17 protein-coding genes are annotated in these 20,595 nt (G+C 41.6%); 6 read left to right on the top strand and 11 right to left on the bottom strand.

Annotated elements, in window-relative coordinates; genetic code table 11:
• The first annotated feature begins 322 nt into the window (after window positions 1-322).
• On the top strand, window positions 323-973 hold the full coding sequence (locus CYL18_RS08710) for an FMN-dependent NADH-azoreductase (protein ID WP_104849113.1): 651 nt from the start codon (window positions 323-325) through the stop codon (window positions 971-973).
• Between the two features lie 74 nt (window positions 974-1,047).
• On the opposite strand, the gene CYL18_RS08705 is transcribed toward CYL18_RS08710, so the two are convergent.
• A complete protein-coding gene (locus CYL18_RS08705; protein WP_161497106.1) occupies window positions 1,048-1,893 on the bottom strand; it encodes a TetR/AcrR family transcriptional regulator in 846 nt (281 codons plus the stop codon).
• Between the two features lie 146 nt (window positions 1,894-2,039).
• On the opposite strand from CYL18_RS08705, the gene CYL18_RS08700 reads away from it, so the two are divergent.
• Entirely contained in the window at window positions 2,040-5,126 is a 3,087-nt protein-coding gene (locus CYL18_RS08700) for an efflux RND transporter permease subunit (RefSeq protein WP_104849111.1), read from the top strand.
• A 52-nt stretch (window positions 5,127-5,178) separates the two neighbouring features.
• On the opposite strand, the gene CYL18_RS08695 is transcribed toward CYL18_RS08700, so the two are convergent.
• The gene (locus CYL18_RS08695; protein ID WP_104849110.1) at window positions 5,179-6,465 is read right to left on the bottom strand and encodes a UDP-glucose dehydrogenase family protein; all 1,287 of its coding nucleotides are present in this window, start codon (window positions 6,463-6,465) and stop codon (window positions 5,179-5,181) included.
• Between the two features lie 152 nt (window positions 6,466-6,617).
• On the opposite strand from CYL18_RS08695, the gene CYL18_RS08690 reads away from it, so the two are divergent.
• The 3 genes from CYL18_RS08690 to CYL18_RS08680 all read left to right on the top strand — a co-directional run bounded on the left by CYL18_RS08690 (window position 6,618) and on the right by CYL18_RS08680 (window position 9,729).
• On the top strand, window positions 6,618-7,418 hold the full coding sequence (locus tag CYL18_RS08690; RefSeq protein WP_104849109.1) for a UTP--glucose-1-phosphate uridylyltransferase: 801 nt from the start codon (window positions 6,618-6,620) through the stop codon (window positions 7,416-7,418).
• Between the two features lie 212 nt (window positions 7,419-7,630).
• On the top strand, window positions 7,631-8,626 hold the full coding sequence (locus CYL18_RS08685; protein WP_161497105.1) for a phosphotransferase: 996 nt from the start codon (window positions 7,631-7,633) through the stop codon (window positions 8,624-8,626).
• On the top strand, window positions 8,623-9,729 hold the full coding sequence (locus tag CYL18_RS08680) for a glycosyltransferase (protein ID WP_236636344.1): 1,107 nt from the start codon (window positions 8,623-8,625) through the stop codon (window positions 9,727-9,729). Before CYL18_RS08685 ends, CYL18_RS08680 begins: the two co-directional genes overlap by 4 nt.
• Window positions 9,730-9,921: 192 nt before the next feature.
• Here CYL18_RS08680 and yidC read toward each other — a convergent pair whose 3' ends face one another.
• A complete protein-coding gene (gene yidC, locus CYL18_RS08675; protein WP_236636341.1) occupies window positions 9,922-10,698 on the bottom strand; it encodes a membrane protein insertase YidC in 777 nt (258 codons plus the stop codon).
• A 29-nt stretch (window positions 10,699-10,727) separates the two neighbouring features.
• Window positions 10,728-11,012 carry a hypothetical protein gene (locus CYL18_RS08670; RefSeq protein ID WP_104849107.1) on the bottom strand — a complete coding sequence of 95 codons (285 nt, stop codon included), beginning with the start codon at window positions 11,010-11,012 and terminating at the stop codon, window positions 10,728-10,730.
• 198 nt (window positions 11,013-11,210) lie between these two features.
• Here CYL18_RS08670 and CYL18_RS08665 point away from each other — a divergent pair, with 198 nt between their 5' ends.
• Window positions 11,211-12,248, top strand: coding sequence for an NAD(P)/FAD-dependent oxidoreductase (locus tag CYL18_RS08665; protein ID WP_104849106.1), 1,038 nt, complete (start codon window positions 11,211-11,213; stop codon window positions 12,246-12,248).
• 72 nt (window positions 12,249-12,320) lie between these two features.
• Here the strand turns inward: CYL18_RS08665 and CYL18_RS08660 are convergent, their stop codons facing one another.
• From CYL18_RS08660 to CYL18_RS08630, 7 genes are all read right to left on the bottom strand, one after another.
• On the bottom strand, window positions 12,321-12,974 hold the full coding sequence (locus CYL18_RS08660) for a hypothetical protein (RefSeq protein WP_104849105.1): 654 nt from the start codon (window positions 12,972-12,974) through the stop codon (window positions 12,321-12,323).
• A 527-nt stretch (window positions 12,975-13,501) separates the two neighbouring features.
• Window positions 13,502-13,792 carry a hypothetical protein gene (locus tag CYL18_RS08655; protein WP_104849104.1) on the bottom strand — a complete coding sequence of 97 codons (291 nt, stop codon included), beginning with the start codon at window positions 13,790-13,792 and terminating at the stop codon, window positions 13,502-13,504.
• Window positions 13,793-14,024: 232 nt separating this feature from the next.
• Entirely contained in the window at window positions 14,025-16,187 is a 2,163-nt protein-coding gene (locus CYL18_RS08650) for a beta-glucosidase family protein (RefSeq protein WP_104849103.1), read from the bottom strand.
• Window positions 16,188-16,622: 435 nt separating this feature from the next.
• Window positions 16,623-18,146 (bottom strand): arabinosylfuranosidase ArfA, encoded by a 1,524-nt coding sequence (arfA, locus tag CYL18_RS08645; RefSeq protein WP_104849102.1) that lies wholly within the window; start codon window positions 18,144-18,146, stop codon window positions 16,623-16,625.
• On the bottom strand, window positions 18,147-18,791 hold the full coding sequence (locus CYL18_RS08640) for a YesL family protein (protein ID WP_104849101.1): 645 nt from the start codon (window positions 18,789-18,791) through the stop codon (window positions 18,147-18,149).
• A 34-nt stretch (window positions 18,792-18,825) separates the two neighbouring features.
• Window positions 18,826-19,662, bottom strand: coding sequence for a carbohydrate ABC transporter permease (locus CYL18_RS08635; RefSeq protein ID WP_104849100.1), 837 nt, complete (start codon window positions 19,660-19,662; stop codon window positions 18,826-18,828).
• Between the two features lies 1 nt (window position 19,663).
• A complete protein-coding gene (locus tag CYL18_RS08630; protein WP_236636365.1) occupies window positions 19,664-20,572 on the bottom strand; it encodes a carbohydrate ABC transporter permease in 909 nt (302 codons plus the stop codon).
• Window positions 20,573-20,595 lie beyond the last annotated feature (23 nt).

Genomic DNA, 20,595 nt, shown 5'->3' with positions numbered 1-20,595 from the left:
ATGGAGGGTGATAGTGTAACCGTGGATTAAAGCCGGCATTTAAGTAATGATCCATTATTAAAAAATACTATGTCAGGCTAACTGCCTGTGTGAAAATCATTCTTTCGTATGAGTTTGAAGCATGGGGTCAGTATATATAGATTAGAAGATGTTATTAGATAATAGGGATATCGTTTGATTTTTGTTAAACCTAAGATAGATTTTTTGTGATTTTCAAACAGCGGTGTTATTCTATGTTCTATTATTACCGAGTCAATTACTAGGAATTAAGTGATGGTTGTAATGAAATGTTGAATATTAGAATAATTGGAGGTACTTATAAATGACGAATGTATTAATAGTAAAGGCCAATGATCGTCCGGCAGCGGAAGGCATCTCCAGTAAGATGTATGAGGTTTTCCTGGAAACCCTACGAGAAGAAGGGCAACTGAATGTTTCTACCTATGATGTTTTTAAAGAAGACACTCCATATTTCGGACAGACCTTATTTGATGCCTTTGGCAAGATTCAATCTGGTGAGGAGCTGACAGAAGATGAAGGTCGCTTACTAAAAGCAAGGCAAAAAGCCATGGACGCCTTTGCAGGTGCGGATGTCATCGTGTTTGCGTTCCCTCTTTGGAATCTAACCATTCCCGCGAAGCTGCAAACCTTTATCGATTATATTTATGCATCAGGGTTCACCTTTAAGTATGATGCTGAAGGTAATCTTGTACCATTGATGCCGGATAAAAAAATCATTCTTCTAAATGCGCGCGGAGGTATTTACTCTACTCGAGAAATGCAACCTATGGATATGAGCGTCAATTATATGAGAACGGTATTCGGGTCATTGTTTGGAATGGACATTGTGAACGAGGTCATCATTGAAGGCCATAACGCACAGCCAGACCGTTCTCTAGAGATAATTGAAGAAGGAATGGAGAGGGTGCGTGAGGCAGCGCGCGACCTGTCACGTGTATATCAAAACCAATAAAAAGATGAGATGCGCAATCGGCGAATTAGTCGGTTGCTTTTTTCTTGCTTGCTAAAAAGACAAAGCGATTCAAATCACTCTGCCTTCTTCTGCTGCTCACTATATAATTCATATTGATAGGCTACCCATTTACAGTGCGGATTCGTTTGAAGATTCTTCAGCAATCCTTGGACCACTGCAGGAGGTAAGGTCATTTCCTCCAGGTTATCACATAATAGTTCAATCGATTGCCTGATAATTACATCGCTTATGTCATTTTTCGTCTTCAACAGCAAATCGTTAAGCTGTTCTTTTGAAGGGGATAGATAGCATAGCTTAGAAGTGCTGAAATACTCTTCCGTGATAAAAGGAATGCTTGCATGCCGCGCGAGTATCGCTGTTTTCTCTGCAAGGGAACGACACAATAGTTCCAGGTCAATCGGATAATTGGATGTGACAGATAATTCAGGATAGAATTTAGAGAACCCCTTAATTGTATAGGCTAAATCTGCCCGCAGGTCTTCCTTTAGCTGCGGGAATTGTGTGTCAATGATTGAGAAAATAATCGTATTTATGAACTCATCGTATTTATTCATCGCCAGGAAGATATCGTGGTTGAGTGCAGGTATGTTTTCTTTCATGAAGATTTTCGCATAATGGGATTTTTCCTGGAATTGGCTAAAGGATGAATAGAAGAAGCTATAGAGTAATTGGTCTGTCTGTTGGGTTTGTCTGACTGCACGGTCAATCTCTGCGACAAACTCGCTGATAAAATGTTCGATTATAGCAAAAATCAGTTCATCCTTTGATGTAAAGGAAAGATAAAAAGCCCCTTTTGATATGCCGCATCGATCTGTAATCTGTTTGATAGATGTCGCTTCAATGCCGTTTTCAGCAAATAATTCCAATGCTGTATCCATGATTAGCTGTTTCTTTACCATGTGAACACTCCTGACTAAATTGTTGACATATGACCAGTCGGTCATTATTATAAGTAATTGTAGGAATTAAGTCAATTGCACAAAAGATGTGATTTGGCAGACAAGTAGAATGTGAGAAAAATTACATATATGAGGATGGTGTAAAATTGAAAGGTTTAGTCAACTTTGTCCTGAAAAATAAACTAGCTGTCTGGTTATTGACAATCATCATTACAGCTTCAGGTATTTATTCAGGAACGAGAATGAAGATGGAGTCCATTCCTGATATCTCCATTCCTTACCTAATGGTTATGGATGTTTATCCTGGTGCGACCCCAGAGCAAGTAATGAATGATGTTTCGATTCCAATGGAAAAAGCAGTGGAGAGCTTAGAGGATGTCAAGGCTGTTTATTCAACCTCTTCTTCAAATGTTTCCCAAGTACAAGTGGAATATGACTATGGCGTTGATATGGATGAGAAGAAGAGAGAGCTTCAGTCTGCACTCGATAACGTGAATCTCCCAGAGGACGCTGAAGAGCCATCCATCATGTCAATCAGTTTAAATATGATGCCAATCATAGCATTGTCTGTCAGCAGTACGGAAGAGGATATTGTGGAATTAACCTCAACGGTTGAAGACATCATCCTGCCAAAGATTGAGAAAATTGACGGAGTAGCATCAGCTTCTATCACTGGTCAGCATATTGAAGAGGTCAACTTCACTTATGATAAAGAGAAGATGGCTGAGCTGGACTTAAAAGAAGATGATGTCAAACAAATGATTCAAGCGAGTGATATGGCTATATCACTTGGATTATATGAATTTGAAGATGCTGAGGAAGCTATCAGTATTGACGGCAAGCTGAAAACGGTCGATGAACTGAAGGAAATGCTTATCCCGGTAACCCCTTCTCAAACAAACCCGGCTCCATTCGTGAAGCTTGGCGATATCGCTGAGATTGAAACGGTTGGTAAGGTAGAGTCTGTTTCCCGGACAAACGGTGAGGACGCCATTGCGATTCAAATCGTGAAAGGCCAGGAGGCAAACACTGTAACAGTAGCAAACGCTGTGAAGGATTTAATTGAAGAAGAGCAAGAAAGAATCGACGGACTTAAGATTGATGTAACCCTTGACCAGGGAGAGCCAATTGAAGAATCAGTCTTCACGATGGTTGAAAAGGCTTTGTTCGGCGGCTTGATTGCTGTATTGATCATTCTTTTATTCCTGCGTGATCTGAAGTCTACTATTATCTCTATTATTTCTATTCCAGTATCCGTGTTTATGGCCTTGCTGCTATTGAATTGGCTGGATATCACATTGAATATTATGACGCTTGGAGCGATTACGGTCGCTATCGGACGGGTAATCGATGACTCCATTGTCGTGGTTGAGAATATATACAGGCGAATGCATTTGAAGGATGAGAAGCTTCATGGTCGCGCATTAATTCGCGAAGCAACCCTTGAAATGTTTAAGCCGATTCTTTCATCCACATTAGTAACCGTTGCTGTATTTGCACCGATGGTTTTTGTTGGAGGAATGGTGGGTGAATTGTTTGTACCTTTCGCACTTACAATGACATTCGCGCTTGGAGCATCGTTGCTTGTTGCAATCACCATCGTTCCCGTCTTGTCACATACTCTGTTCCGCAAGAAATTGTATGGTGAGAGGGAAGAGAAGCAGCATAAAGAAGCTGGAAAACTCGCAATCTGGTATAAAGGTGTATTAGAAAAAGCCTTAAATCATAAAGTGATTACATCCATCATCGCGATTGTTCTTCTAGTGGGATCACTTGCTTTAATGCCGCTGATTGGTTTTAGTTTCCTAGGCTCAGAGGAAGAGAAAACGATGTATGTAACCTATACTCCAGCAACCGGTGAGCTTGAGGATAAAACACTTGCCAATATTGAAGAAGTCGAAAAAGAATTGATGAAGAATAAGGATATTGAAACCATTCAAGTATCGGTCACAGACAGCGAAAGTGCAGACCCGGCAGCCATGATGATGGGCGGCAGCGATGGTGCGTTAATGTTCCTTATCTTTGATCCTGATATGGAGGACTTCGCCTCAGAGAAGGAAAAAGTGGAAGAGTATCTCTTCAACCTCAATCAATCAGGTGAATGGAAAACACAAGACTTTACATCCATGTCTGTAGCATCAAATGAAGTAAGCTATACGCTTTACAGTGAAGACTTAGATGATCTGAATAAGGCAGTCAAAGAGGTCGAGTCAGCTTTAGCAGATATTGATGGATTAGAGGATATTGAATCCGATGCAGAAAATCCTTATGTAGAGAATACCTTTATAGTCGATCAAGAAAATGTGCTCCAATATGGATTGACAACTGCTCAGATTGTTCAGGCGCTTAATGAGGATTCCTCGAAGGAAGTATTGACAACTGTTGAAAGCAATGGTCAAGACATTGAGGTAATCGTTCAGCAAGAGGCAAAAACAACTGCGAAAAACCTGGAGGAATTACTGGAGACGGAGATTCCGACAGCAACTGGCACTCCAATGCCGCTGTCTGAGCTTGTAGAAGTAGAAGAAGGAACAACATTAAATACATTATCTCGAAACAAGGGAGAATATTATGCTACTGTGAGCGGAACAATCACAGATAAGGATATCTCGAAAGCTACCTCTGCTGCGGATAAGAAGATTGAAGAATTAGATTTGCCGAAGGGTGTTACGACTGGGGTTGAAGGTGTGGCAGCTGATATGTCTGAAACCTTTACACAGCTAGGAATAGCGATGATTGCCGCTGTTGCCATTGTGTATTTCATCCTTGTCGTGACATTCCGTGAAGGACTCGCGCCATTTGCGATTCTCTTCTCCTTGCCGTTTGCCGTTATCGGTTCATTTGTCGGTCTGTACCTAACCGATCTAACCATTTCCGTTTCTGTTATGATGGGTCTCCTAATGTTAATTGGGATTGTTGTCACAAACGCAATCGTACTTGTCGACAGGATTATCCATATGGAATATGAAGGAATGGAAATGCGTGAAGCGATTCTTGAGGCCGGAGTGACTCGTCTCCGTCCTATCCTGATGACAGCTATTGCCACCATCGGTGCCATGCTTCCAATGGCACTAGGTAATGGCGGAGGCGGCCTTGTTTCTCAAGACCTGGCCGTGACAGTTATTGGCGGATTGGTTTCATCAACAGCATTGACATTGGTAATCGTACCAATCGTTTATGAAATCCTCTCCAAAATGCTTAAGAAAAATCGTAAAGATATACGCGAAGATTGATCAATAAAATAATGAAGCTCCGCCGGTATTTACCGGCGGAGCTTTTTGCTGTTTAGAAGCGGGCGACTGCTTTATATTGCAAGCCCACTTTAGCAACCGCTGCGGGGTCTAGGCAATTTCTTGCATCCATGACAAGAGTGCCTTTCATCAGCTTCTTCATCCTCTTAAGGTCAGCTAGCTTGAACTCGTCCCAATCTGTCGCAATGATGACGACATCAGCATCAGTCAATGCCTCCTCCATCGCCTTATGTTCTGTCACGTTTTCAATTGAAACGGGCAGATGCGCTTTTGGGTCATAGGCGTGAATTTCTGCACCCAGATTGCTTAATTGCTCTATGAGCGCGATGGCTGGTGAATAGCGGGTATCGTCCGTGTTCGGTTTGAAGGCAATGCCGAGGACGGCTATTTTTCTTCCGGCCATATCAGGAAATGTTTCTTTTAATTTTGTTAAATAGAGGTCGACTTGGGTAAGGTTTATTTCTTGCACGGCTTGCAAGATGAGCGGCCTGATATTTTTCTTCAGTGCACTATGCTCCAGTGAACGGACATCCTTTGGGAAACAAGAGCCGCCATAACCGATGCCTGATTGCAGGAAATGTGGGCTGATTCTTGGATCTAGTCCGATGCCTGTTACTACATCCTCTATGTTAACGCCATATGAGTCACATATCTTTGCGATTTCATTGATAAACGATATTTTCGTGGCAAGAAACGCGTTGGATGTATATTTGATCATTTCCGCCCCGGATAAGCTCGTCACGACAAAGGGCGATGGCAGTTTTTTGTAGATTTCTTTCATGATATGAAGAGAACGGTCATCTGTATCCTTTTTTCCAATCACGATTTTATCAGCATGGAACATATCCTGTAAGGCGGAACCTTCACGCAGGAATTCCGGGTTTGAGACAACAGAGAATAGAGTTGCATCAAGTCCTTTTTCAATCAATTTATCATGAATCCACTCATTTGTCCCAGGGGGAACCGTGCTTTTCGTAACGATCGTTGTATATGAAGTAATCGTTTCGGCCAATTGGTCGATGACTGACTGCACATAGGTTAGGTCGGTTTGTCCGTCCGGCATGGCGGGAGTACCGACCGCGATGAAGATAACGGATGATTGCTTGATGGCTGCTCTTGGGGAAGAGCTGAAGGAAAGCCGTTCCTTGTTCTTCTTGACCAATTCCTTTAAACCGGGCTCATATATCGGGATCTCTCCTCGTGTAAGTGATTGTACTCTCTCTTTATTCGTATCCACGCAATAAACAGCATGGCCTAAATCAGCTAGCACGGCTGCCTGCGTTAAGCCGACATATCCGGCGCCGATTACACAAATATTCATAATGCTAACCCTCCCGATGATTTGGTACTCCTTATCTTATTAAGAGAGGTGGATAAGCGTCCCTTGCATATGCCTAATTTCAACAAATAACGTGTCCGCTTCCTGTTTTGTGAATATGATATAGCAATCGTGCCAAGAAAGGGGGAGAGATATTGATTAAAAAAGCCATCATCCCTGCAGCGGGATTTGGTACAAGGAGTTTGCCAGTAACGAAGGTCGTCCCGAAGGAATTATTCCCTATCGATAATAAGCCTTCCATCCAATATGTCGTTGAGGAGGCAGCTGCAGCCGGCATAGAACAAATCTTAATCATTGTATCCAGATCAAAGAATTTAATCATCGATTACTTTGACCACTCAATGGAGCTTGAAATGTTCCTGCAAAAGGCCAATAAATCGGCCTTGATGGAGAAAGTGAAATTACCCGATATTAAGTTTTATTCAACAAGACAGCCGTTTGCACGAGGGTTGGGAGATGCCGTGAGACTAGGGAGAGAATTCGTTGGGAATGATCCTTTTGCAGTATTGCTCCCAGATGACATCATTGTTGGGGGCGGATTAGAAGAATTGACTAAGGTATACAATGAAACGAAAAGCCATGTAGTCGCCCTGAAAACAGTGGAAGAAGAGTTTTTGAAGAATTACGGCGTTGTTCAAGTGAAACAAGAGCGAGATGATGTATATGAAGTCCTGGATATTATTGAAAAACCGCAGACGAATCCGCCTTCTAATTTAGCGGTCATTGGCCGTTACGTATTTAATCCTTCTATCATGGATGCACTCGATGAGCAAAAGCCAGGGGCAGGGGACGAAATACAGCTGACAGACAGCATAAAGAAAGTGCTTGATTCAGAGAAATGTCATGGGAAGCTTCTTTCAGGCGAGAGGTATGATATCGCTATGACGGAGGAATATATTGCCCTGCAACGTTATTTGCAGGATATGAAAAAATAATGTCTTAAGAGTGGACAAGACAGCTTAATTTAATGTAGCAACCGTCAGTAGATTGGCGGTTGCTTCAAAACGCCTTTTTAGCCTTTTTATGGACAAATGTATATACGGATGAAGGGGAGGGAGCATTTATTAAATTAATGGGGTGGTTGTGGAGTGTTTATCAGAGAATGCTATGCCAGTTGAAGGAGAGATTAAATTTAAGGAGGGATAAAATGGAACCTCGAGGTGGGTATTATTCCAAGAAATTACCAGATGTGATGAGCGAGTATAATTTGTCTATAGAAGATTATGAAATTATTAAAGAACTAAAGTATGATAAGGTCTGGCTTGTGAAGGATAAGAAGTACGGCAGGAAGTTGGTTGTCAAAAGGCTTGAAAAAACCAAATCCGTATTCCCCATCCTCTTACATCAGAAATTAGATAAAAGCAATCTGTTAGTACCTCCAGTTATTCTTTCTCGGGATGGAGAGGCATATGTTCAGATAAAGGAACGGTATTTTTATGTGAATGAATTTGTTGGATCATTGAAGAAGATTTCTACTGATAGGCGGATTGAGGCACTTGCCGCATTTCATAAGACGGCGAGATTCAAAGAGTTAAGGGGAATAGATGAAGGCTTAGAGGAAGAGGGACTGGAGGGATTCCTGAATGATTATTCCTTGAAAATCAAGCAAATGTGCGATTGGGGAGAATCAGTCAAAAATCCGGCTTTGAAAAAGAAATTAGTTGAGATGGAACGTATGGGCAAAAAGATTTATCAACTTATTCAAAGTTATGATGTGAAAAGTTACCTGCAAAAGATGAAAGACAAACATAGCATCTGTCATGCCGACTATAATATGAATAATGCTTATTTAACGAAAGAAGGCAAGTCCCTGATCTTGGACTTTGATTTCGCAAATTTTGGTCCTCCAATTTATGACTTTCGTTTCTTAATGGAATCGTTGATGCGTAAGGAAGACCAAGATATGAAAAAGATGCTTGTCAGCTTATTTACCATCTATTTCGATAAGCTTCCGGAAGATAGACGATATAGAGATCTCTATCTTCTTGATTCCATGTTTCCGCATGATTTTTATAGCCAAGTGTCAAGCATTGTCAATAAAGAAGGTTTAAATGGACTGGAGAAAAATAAAAAACGGTTGATTCAGTTGGCAGGTCGTGAAAAGAAAAAATATCGATTCCTATTGAAGGAGGAATTGAAGTGAAGACAATCGCCGTTTATATTAAGGAGAAGATAAAGAATCACCAACGGTTTATCTATAATCAAATTGTTCATATCAAGCGTTTTCGAATGATTGTGCTCGGTCCTTTTGATCAAACGAAGGATACCCAATATCCTTTTAAGAACTTCTACAATATTGATAAAATCGATGATTTACAGAAATTCTTTCATGAGATGAATGTCATTGCCATTCATGCGCATCATGGTGCACATGCTGTTGAAATTCTGCCCGTAGCCGAGAAATATAAGATTCCTTTGATTGTCAGCATCAGAGGAAGGGATGGGTCAGCAGAGCCTGAGATTATTGAGCAAAGTATGAAAAGATATGTATCATTGAAGGAATATGGAGCGATGTTTATCCCAGTTTGTGAATATTTGGCGGATGGATTGAAGCGTATGGGTTTTCCTGAGGAGAAAATTCATGTGTTATACGGTGGTATTGAACTTGACCTCTTCCCGTTTATTGAGCATACCCTGCCGAAGAAAGGGGAGATACGTATCCTTTCAGTGGGAAGACTAGTCGAGAAAAAAGGACATGAGGCATTAATCCATGCCTTTAACCTTATTCACTTTCTTTACCCTAACGCACGGCTTCATATCATTGGGGAAGGTCAAAATAAACAGAAGTTAGCGGCTTTGATTGATCAGCTCATGCTAAATGATGCTGTTATCCTGAGAGGAGCCTTGACCTCTCCGCAAATTGCTGAGGAATTAAAGAAAGCCCATATTTTCTGTCTAGCCAGCCAAAAGGCTTCAAGCGGTGATGTGGAAGGCATTCCGAATGCCATTAAGGAAGCAATGTCGATTGGGATTCCGATTGTCACGACATTGCATGCCGGCATCCCGGAAATCATGAAGCATTTGGAAACGGGCTATTTGACGACTGAGAAGGATGTGCTGGCGCTAGCGAGAGGATTTCTTTATTATATCGAGAATCCGGGCGTATGGAGGAGCATTACCCGGAAGGCCCGAGCTGTGATTGAAGAAAAATTTGACTTCAAGAAACAAATAAAAGAACAAGAGCGTCTGTATTCGCTCATTCAGTCAATGAAAACTGATAGCAGAAGTAGTGAGAGGCTCGAATAATAATTTCGAGCCTCTTTATTTGCTTGAACAGTCAGCAGCTCTTTGTTTTACTAAAAACTTTCGTATTGCAAGAAAGATTTCTAATCAAATCTGCTACATCTGAATTAAGGTAAATTGCATCTAGATAGGTCGATTTCATAGGGCGAATAGAAAAGGCTATCTGTATGTAGCAGATAGCCTTTTAATGACGCATTATTTCTTGCCGGAAGGCTCGCTTTGGAGCGATTGGATGACTAATGGCTTGGGATTGTATTTTCTCTTCAGGAATTCATTTTGCACAATCAAGAGCAATCCGCTTGTTGACCAGTAGAGCGGAAGGGCAGCTGGTGCCGAGAATGAAATGAACATAATCATCATTGGGGAGATAAGTCCCATAATCTTCATCTGTCCTTGTTGCTCAGCAGGCATCTGGCTCATGGACATCTTAAATTGCAGATAGTATACCGCACCAGCAATCAATGTCATAATCACATCTGATTCTCCCAGATTAAACCAAAGAAAACTGTGGGTAGCGATTTCTGCAGACCCTTGAATCGCATAGTAGAACCCCATAAGAATGGGCATTTGGATAAGCATTGGCAGGCAGCCCATATTGAGCGGGTTTATGCCCTGTGTTTGATAAAGCTTCATCAATTCTTGCTGAAGCTCGGATTTCTCGGCCATATCAGTCGCCTTTTGCAGCTTTCCTTGGATGGCCATAACCTCAGGCTGGATTTTTTGCATTTTAATCTTCATTTCCATCTGTGACTTTTGCTGTTTAGCCATTAATGGAAACAATAGCAGGCGGATCATCAAAGTTGCAAGGATAATGCTAAGTCCGTAATTGCCATTAAATAATTGTGCACTGAATTCCATTAGATGAGTCAGCGGTGAAACAACCATTTGGTGGAAGAAGCCATCTCCTTGAGCATTTGCTGAACAACCTGTTAACAATAATGGAATGAATAAGAGAGCCATTCCTTTTTTCACTTAAATTCCTCCTCAAAGTTTGTATTGGTTTATACAACTGAGAAGGAATGGTTATCTTCATTATCCGTAGGCATGACTTTTAATCGGAAAATCGTGAAGAAACGCTGTGTTTTTCTGCGATCGTCAATAATTCGTTTATCATTAAATATGTGTATGGATGTTTGGGACAAGCCGGTCGTCTGATTTTCTGCGTAAGTGCTGCTGTGATAGGAAACATACATCACAACAACCGGGAAGACAATCGTCAATAAATAGGCAGCTAGCATAGCCTGCCGGATGGCTTGATAATCAAAGTCCATGAGTAATTCAAACATGGCACATCTCCAATTTATCAATATGCGTTCGATTCTTTTTTTACATTATATCAGATGATCGTCCAAATGTTGAGGGGCTGATTTTGACACAAATTGAAAGCAATTTCTCAAAATGATTGATAATGATAATTATTTTCACTTATAATGATGGAAGAGGATTGGAAAATTGTTTATCGATCTTGAATAGAGGAGATAAAAATGAAGGAATTATTTGATATAACAATTATTGGCGGAGGCCCTGCTGGGCTATATAGTGCTTTCTACAGCGGTTTGAGGGGAATGAAGACAAAGATTATAGAATCTCAGGGTATGCTCGGAGGAAAGGTGAGGATATACCCGGAAAAAAGAATCTGGGATGTTGGCGGACTTCAACCTGTATTGGCGCAGGAATTCTGCGAAAACCTAATTGAACAGGGGCTTACCTTTAACCCGACGGTCTGTCTAAATCAAAAGGTTGAAAGAATTGATAAAGATGGAGATTTGTTCATAATTACAGCAGGAGATGGTACTCATCATTATTCGAAAGCCGTTATCCTGGCTAATGGAAGCGGCATCATTTCTCCGCAAAAGCTGGAGGTTGAAGGAGCTCATAAGTATGAGTTAAGTAATCTTCATTACACAGTTGGCAGGCTGGAGCGATTTCGAGGCAGACATGTGCTAATTTCAGGCGGCGGAAATACAGCCATTGACTGGGCAGTGGAGCTCATGTATGTGGCGAAGAGTGTGACCTTGGTTTATCGGAAGGAAGAATTATCAGCTCATGAGGCCCAGGTGGAGAAATTGCAGCAGAACGGTGTGAACATAATTCTCAATGCAAAAATCACCTCGCTGCAACCAAAAGAGGGAACGGATTGTATAGGTGCAGTCTTGATTAACGTGAATGGAAAGAATCAAATCCTCGAAATTGATGATGTTCTAATCAACCATGGCTATAACCGAGAATCATCTGTCAGCTTCGCTCCAGACATGGAGCCGACAAAGCAAGGGGACTATTATGAATGCACAGGGAGAGGTACCCTTTCCACCGAAGGGATATTCGCGGCTGGCGACAATATTGCCTATGACGGGAAGGTATACTTACTTCTTGGCGCTTTTCAGGATGCAGTTAATGCGGTAAATAGCGCTAAGCAATATATCGACCCATCAGCCCATCCATCAGGCATGGTTTCTTCCCATAATGAAGTGTTTAAGACGAGAAATGAACAAATTTTAAAAGAACGGCTTGGAAGCTGCTGATTTGGCAAGAGTCAGTGTTCCAAATTGAAAAAGCTCCTATTCATGCTTATATGAATGGGAGCTTTTTTTCAGTTAATTTCTATCCTGATGGAGCTTTGTCATAACAAGCGATGTAAGGAGTATCAACTCGAATGCATTTGTAATTGCGGCACTTTCAACCGGAATATCTACCATGCTGCCGACCAGCATAAGCGCTACCCCGATAAACATCCAAAACCATCCCGTCCGTTTCCACAGAATGATAGATGATACTAATAGGGCAAGCGTGACCATCAAAATCATGATAGGCGGGCCAGATGGAGAATTGGTTGATGCGTAGCTTAATACTCCGTATTTCACCTCAGCTTCCAGAGAAAGATTGAGCAGCACCGTAACCAGTTCGACCATAAAGGCAGCGAACGCATAAACAACAGTTATCCAGAGGGCAGCAGAAGTGTTGGCCCAATTAACTCGGGCCCGGCGCAGGATACCTAAGGAAAAAACAATCAATAGAGGGGTGAAAATGGCATGCATCCAATAGCGCGCTGTATTCAAAACCTCCAATGTTTGCCCTTCTCCTATCCATGATCCTACCCCAAGAATGGTATTGTCATAAATCAATGGCAAAATCACTAGGATGAGCACATTGGACAAGGAAGCAATCCCGTTACGTTTCATACTCCTAACCATGATAATAAAAAGAGCCAAATAAGCGAGAGCGTACATTAAATATAACCATATATCCATATATTAACCTCCTCCTATAGTAAACTTTTCCTAAAAACAGAGCGGTTCAAACATCTATTTAGTATATGCAGGATAATTTGCTAGTATATCTGTGGGGTATAGAGACTCTTTTTTCTAAATAATAGGGTCTGTATAAAACCCTAATTAGACGTTTGGAGTTTTTTATTTGTTCTTTACATATAAAGAGAACGTTCTTTTATCGCTCCTTAAGGACATGAGTTTTGTATAAATCTTCGTCTTCATATAAGAATCCATAGGTGAGGTTTAGCTATTTCAGTAATGCTCAGTTTTTTGGCCAAATCCGATGATTCGAGAGGGAGTAGAAGTAAGAGGAAAAAGGCAGCAAATGATATTTTCTCCTATTTGCTAATTTTCAATGCCTCCTCTGCATTTTTTAGGTTTTGGGAAACTTGTTCCTAAATATTTTGACTTGATATATTTCTCTCTAAATTATGCTTGGGTGGGATGGGTTGTTCGGGTATGAAATCAATGGAAAATAATGCGATGCTCAATCTGTCTACCACTGTCTAAATCCGAGCCTCAATAATAAGAAACAGGATAATGATAATGTTTAAGATGGCAAGAACCCCTATATAAAAGGCTTCAAGCGGGAGGAAATAAAGGTTCACCAATAGGAGCAATAGACACTCTGTTCCAAATGCCATAGTCACAAGGCCGATTCTTTTGGCCAAACCTTTTTCATCGGAAATGATACCCTCCTCATATCCGGCAATAAAATTGACCGTACCCTTACGCCAGATATAGACTCCAGCTAGGATAATAAGGGAACAAAAAGCAATGCCAATCAGTACAGTCAAGTAAGGTCACCTGCTTTCTTTATCTGTTGAATTTATTGTACCAAAAATTGGGTTATTAGTGCTCGCGTCTCATGATTGTGAGGTTTGAATTAAGCGGGGCAGAAGGAGAACCGATGATGTGCTGGATGCCTTAGAAGAAACTGCGAGTGATTAATTGACCGTGGTTTGACAACAAAGAAAAAAGGATTGAATCCTATCAATGAATTCAATCCTTTTAGATATTTAAAATCGATTATTCAACGACCACAGTACCTGTGAAAGGTGTATCTTCACTGGAAGTACCAGCATAGACTGTGTACTCGCCTGGTCTTACAACGAAGTCATGCTCGTAGTAATCCCATACACCCATTGGGTGGTTTGTCGCAGCTGGGTCAATTGTGATGGTAACTTCACGAGACTCATTAGGCTCAAGGTGAACTTTTTGGAAGCCAACAAGACGCTTAGGCGGCTGACCTTGAACAGGAATGCCTAGATATACTTGGACAACCTCAGCTCCAGCCACTTTTCCTGTATTCTTAACAGTTACCTTAACTGTGATAGGCGATTTACCATCCGTTTTTTCCGGTGTTACGGAGAATCCTGATAGCTCAAAGGATGTGTAAGATAGACCATATCCAAATGGGAATAATGGTTTAATTCCTTGAGATTGGAACCAGCGGTAGCCCATGTTCAGGCCTTCAGAATAACGGATAACCGGGAAGCCGTTGCCTTCATCAGTACCAGGGTAGCGCTCAGGTCTTCCTGCATACAATAGGTCGTCCTCTGAAGCAGCGTATGTAGTAGGTACTTTACCTGATGGATTCACAACGCCAAAGAGCAAGTCAGCAACAACGTGACCATCTTCAGTACCTTGGTTCCAAGCCTCTAGAACGGCTTTAGCCTTAGAAATCCATGGCATCATAACCGGGCTGCTGCTTTTCATAACGACAACGGTTTGCGGATTGATATCCAATAGTTCATCAATCATGCGATTTTGATCGTTCAGCATATTCGGGCTTGGTAAATCAAAGCCTTCAGAGGCAACCAAGCCAGCCATTAGAATGACCATGTCCGCTTTCTTCGCAGCTTCTTTTGCTTCTTCAAGGTTTGAAAGATCGTTCGCTACAGTTACCTTGCTTACTAGTGAATCTGAACCAAGTTCTTTAAGAACATTTTGCATACCTTCTACTGGCGGTACAGTATAAAGTGGCGTAACCTTAGAAGAACCACCGCCGCCATTGCAGGCGTCATCAACAAACTCAGATTGACCGATGATCACGATATTAGCATAGGCTTTCGGGTCAAGCGGAAGCATTTCATCTTCGTTTTTAAGAAGGACTGCAGCTTGTGCACCGATTTTTCTGGATCTAGCTCCATGAGCTTTTGCATCAATCTCACCTGGATTGTAAGGACGCTCGAATTGATTGAAACGGAACATTTGTGTGTAACGGCGAACCAATGCACGGTCAACCGTTTGGATCTCAAGGCTAGTGTCTTGAAGGGCATTCTTAACATTCGTTTCGTTCAACCATTTAGCATCTGGCATCTCATGGTCCATACCAGCGTTCAATGATGCAGCTGCAGAGCGGCAAGACCAGAAGTCAGATTGAACATATCCTTGGAAGCCCCACTCGTCACGAAGAATATCGTTCAAAAGGTAGCGGCTTTCTGTTGCATAGACACCGCGAACACGGTTATAAGCACTCATCATTGCTGCGATATCGCCATCTTTAACTAACATTTCGAAAGGAAGAAGGTATAATTCGCGTAATACGTGCTCATCTAACTCGACACTTGTGCGGAAACGCTCATACTCTTGATCATTCACGGCATAGTGTTTACCCATAGCGATAACATCATGCTCTTGAATGGCTTTCGTAACCTCGACGCCCATTACGCCAGAAAGGTATGGATCTTCAGAGAAATATTCAAAGTTACGTCCAGCAATCGGCGTTCTGTGTAAGCAAACACCTGGTCCTTCAAGAACGTGCTGTCCAAGTGTCGCCGTTTCAGAACCAATGATATCTCCGTACTCACGAGCCAGTTCCGGATCAAAGCCGGCAGCAAGTCCGATGGTCATTGGCAGTGCAGTAGCAGGCGGGCTTGGATGTCCGTCTCCCATACCTACACCAACTGGACCGTTGGTAATACGGAAACGAGGGATACCTAACTCATCAATGCCTTTTACATGGCGCTGTACTTGAAGCTGTGCCATAAGATTGTCTTGCTCCTCAGGAGTCATGGCATTCATTTCATCCATTGAAGGCATATCATAGATGTTAATTGTATTCATTGCACCGTGAAGCTGTGCAATTTTCTGCTCCAATGTCATGGCAGCTACAAGCTTCTCAGCTCGCTCACGAGGGGATAATGACTTGTCCATCCATGGGAACGTAGTCGTAGTTTCGTTATTCATGTTAAATTCTCCTTCCTTCAAACGCTTACATTGTTAAGGTATCCAGATAACCTTCATCGAATTATAGAATCCGCTAAAAGGGAAATATTTATATCATATCCGGATTAAAAACACTTTGTGAAATGTTTCACTTAATTAACTATATAATTTTTCTGGTTCTTTCTCTCGTACTATTTTTGGTTTATTAGTACAAATTTGTTGTGGATTAAAATTTTTTCAAATAATAATAGATTTTGAAAACTTGGGTTTTAATAGAAGAAAGAGGGCATGATCATAAAACATAAGCGATTCATGCCATCTACGGCATTTTTCTGTCTTCATTAAGAAAAGGTAAAAGGCTTAAACTTATTCGTTTAAGCCTTTTCAAAGGTATGTTACTACTCAAGTACAATCATTATTGATTTTCTTACCACACAATGTTTCACTTCTTATTACTCAATCTACCTGCTGCCGACCAAGACGAATCATATTCCACGACAGCTTCGGCAGTGCGGCCACCAATGTGCCGTTTTCAATATAAGATTGATTACTATTGCGAGGCTTCACCTGCTCATTCCCAATTGTATTGATGGCTTTCGGATCGTCATTCTCGAGCACAATATGTTCGACAAGCTGATAGCCATCAAAGGAGCGGATATCCACATCGACGACTAATGGATTCTCCAAATGGCGGTTGACCGCGAAGATGACTAGCTCATCCTTTTCTTCATTGTAGACGACTGACTGGTCCAAATAAGGGACATCTGTAAAGTCTTTGCTGTCATACTTCGGAGAATCAACAATTGAGTGCAAGGCCGTTCCCCGTCCATAGACGGACGTGTAGTAGTAAGGATAGAAGATGGTCTGTTTCCAGATGCCGCCGCCTGTTTCTGTCATGATTGGCGCGATGACATTCACTAATTGTGCCATGCAGGCCATCTTTACGCGATCGGAATGCTTGAGCAATGTATTGAGCATGCTGCCGACAAGGAGGGCATCTTCAAATGTATAAATATCCTCTAATAGTGGAGGCGCCGTGGACCAAGGTTCAACTTTTTTGTCCTGGTCATTAGAGTGGAACCAGACATTCCATTCATCAAAACTCAAATACATTGTTTTCTTGGAGCGTTTCTTTGCTTTCATATAATCACAAGTGGCGATGACGGTTTTAATGAAATTGTCCATATCCAATGTGCTGGCCAAATAGTTTGCCGTATCATTCTCTTTATTTCCATAGTATTGGTGGAGAGAAATATAATCGGCATATTCATATGTATGTTCGAGTGTTTCAGCTTCCCATTCAGGGAATGTTGCCATGCCAGAGCCTGAGCTGCCGCAGCTGACTAACTCAATGGAAGGGTCGACTAATTTCATCGCCTTTGCCGTTTCAGCCGCAAGGCGTCCATACTCATATGCCGTTTTCATGCCAATTTGCCAAGGGCCATCCATTTCATTTCCTAAACACCATACTTTGATTTGATGCGGATCCTCGAATCCGTGCTCTTTTCGAAGATCGCTCCAATACGTTCCGCCCGGATGGTTGCAATATTCGACTAAGTTTCGTGCAGCATCAATCCCCCGTGTACCTAGATTCACGGCCATCATCACTTCGGCATTGACCTTCTTCGCCCATGTGGCAAATTCATTGGTGCCAACCTCATTCGTCTCAAGGGAGCTCCAAGCCAAATCCAATCGTTTAGGGCGCAACTCTATAGGACCGACCCCATCTTCCCAGTTATAGGCCGATACCATATTGCCGCCAGGATAACGGATAATCGGTACCTGCAGTTCTTTCACCAATTCGATGACATCCTTACGAAACCCATGCTCATCAGCTGTGGCATGAGTTGGTTCGTAAATGCCGCCATACACGGCACGGCCTAATTGTTCGATAAAAGATCCATATATCTTCGGGTTAATCTCGGATATTTTAAACGACTTATCCAGAATCATTTTGGCTTTATGATGATTAAAAGTCATTTAGCTCACCTCTCCAGCAATAAATTCGTCATTCATTTTTCGATCGCTCTTCTGAAACAAATCCATAGAAATCCATATCCAGCCAAAAGCAAGGGCACTCATCGTGAAAAAGGGAAGAAGACCTGGGAACTTTAATGAAACATATAACACTGCAAAAATATAAACGATGACAGCAAGTGTATAATGAATCCGCCCAAATCCTATGATGATCGCATTCTTGAAGAAGTGTGAGATCCTCCCATCATAATGGGCGAGCTGCGGGAAAGACCAAATGACTAGAGTGAGATAGAAGAAAATCAGCAAATAAAATGCCACATAGGAAAGGATGCTAACGCTTCCCATGCTTTGAATGGCCAGATAATTAAAGTATAGAACCATTCCTGCCATAGCCAGTATCCAGCCGATAGTGTTGGACTTGCCAAATTCCGCTTGATATTCCTGTTTGAATGTTTTCCAGATAGGAAATTCAAAGTCTCCTAATTTCCATTTCCTGAAGATTTTCATAGCTGATAATGTTGCCGGGAAAAGCCCGAGAACGATTAGCCCCTTCAATGTATACAAAAACCATAAGGCATTAACAGCTGCTAATCTCATGATCCAAGTGAAAATTTTGTCTAGCGTATTCACTATGCGCTGGGCATTCATCCTACTGTCACCTCGCTATCATTCGTTAATTGGTTCATCCTTTAACACTGCCAGATGTTAAGCCAGCAACAAAATAGCGCTGGAAGAAAATGAAGAGAATAATGATTGGAATAATTGTCATGACAGCCCCGGCAATCAATGTGTCATAGTTGTTTCCGTATGGGGTTAATAAGGTAGCTAACCCGATAGGCAATGTAAATAAATCATTGGACCTAACGACGAGCAATGGCCATAAGAAATTATTCCAGCTGTTTAAGCCCTGCAGAATGGCCATGGCAGAGAAGGAGGGCAGCATTAATGGGCCCATGATTTTGAAGAAGATTCCATACTCTGTACATCCATCAATTCGGGCAGAGTCCATCAGTTCAGCAGGGAGGCCAAGTGCATATTGCCTGAAGAAAAAGACCGCAGTCGGTGCTACGATTAATGGGAGCATGACGCCTGTATACGTATTAATCAATTTAAGATCAATCATCAATTGATACAGCGGCAGCATGAGCACTTCAAACGGGATCATAATAATCACAAGAACAAAGAGGAAGAGCAGATTTCTTCCTTTGAAGTTATAAACGGCGAGAGCATAGCCGACCATAGACGAAAAGAAAAGAGAGAATACAATCGTTAAGGAAGAGATGATCAAACTATTTCCATACCATTTCCAATAAGCAGGAGATTCAGTGAATATATGTGTGTAATTGGCTAGCGAGAGCTGGCTCCAGTTTATTGAAAAGGATATCCCGTTTCGCATTAATTCAGAAGAAGGGCGAAAAGAGGAGATAATCAAACTCAATAAAGGGAATAACGCAATAAGCGCCACAATGATAAAAAATAGATTTACAATCAATTTAATGAGCATTTCATTCTTTTTCATCCTACTCGTCACCTCGTTTAAATGCACCTGTTAACAGCAAGTAGATGATACTTACAATAAAGATAATCAGCAAAAGTATGACACCAATGGCAGCGCCGAAGCCCATGTCATTTTGTTGTATACCTTGCTGATACAATAATCCAACAAGAGTCAATCCAATATTACCGGGTGAATTTCCTTGCCAAATCACATAGCTTTCTTCAAACACACGGAAACCTCCGATGATGCTTATGGTTGTTACAAATATGATGATTGGCTTTAGAAATGGCAATGTCACATGCCTAAACTTTTGATACATATTGGCGCCATCAATATCAGCAGATTCATATAATTCCTTTGGTATATTTTGCAGCCCGGCTAAGAAGTATAGTACATTGACTCCCATCCATCTCCAGGAAGCCATCATTACCATGAGAAACATTCCTGACCAGGCCGTGAATTGCCATTGGACTGGTTCAAAGCCAAGGAATCCGATTATCTGGTTCGCAATCGCGTTCTCTGATTCGGAAAAAACGAGTCTAAAAATGACACCCGCCACGATGATGGAGGTCAAGGCTGGGATAAAAAGCGCCGAACGGAAGAGGGTTTTGAATCTCACCAGCTTGGAATCTAATAATATAGCCAAAAGGATGGGAATCGAGATTAAAATCAGCACGGTTAGAATCATATAGATGGTAGAATTGGCTAATGCCTTGTAAAAAGTATCATTAAAAATCCTTGAATAGTTTTGCAATCCGATAAACTCAACATTTCCTGGCAATATTCTCTGAAAGCTCATGATTACGGCTTGGATTGTCGGATAAAGGGTAAGGATTGTAAAGGAAAGAATAAATGGAAAGACAAAAACATATGGGACGACTTTTTTGGAATTAAGAAATCTCAGAAGCTTGTTTTCTTTTTTGGGCGTCATCAAATGGGCAGGATTATCTCTTT

This window comes from Pradoshia eiseniae, from assembly GCF_002946355.1.
In the GTDB taxonomy this organism is placed as follows: domain Bacteria; phylum Bacillota; class Bacilli; order Bacillales; family Pradoshiaceae; genus Pradoshia; species Pradoshia eiseniae.
The sequence above is the reverse complement of the archived record's forward strand: the minus strand, read 5'-3'. Positions and strand labels throughout refer to the sequence as shown.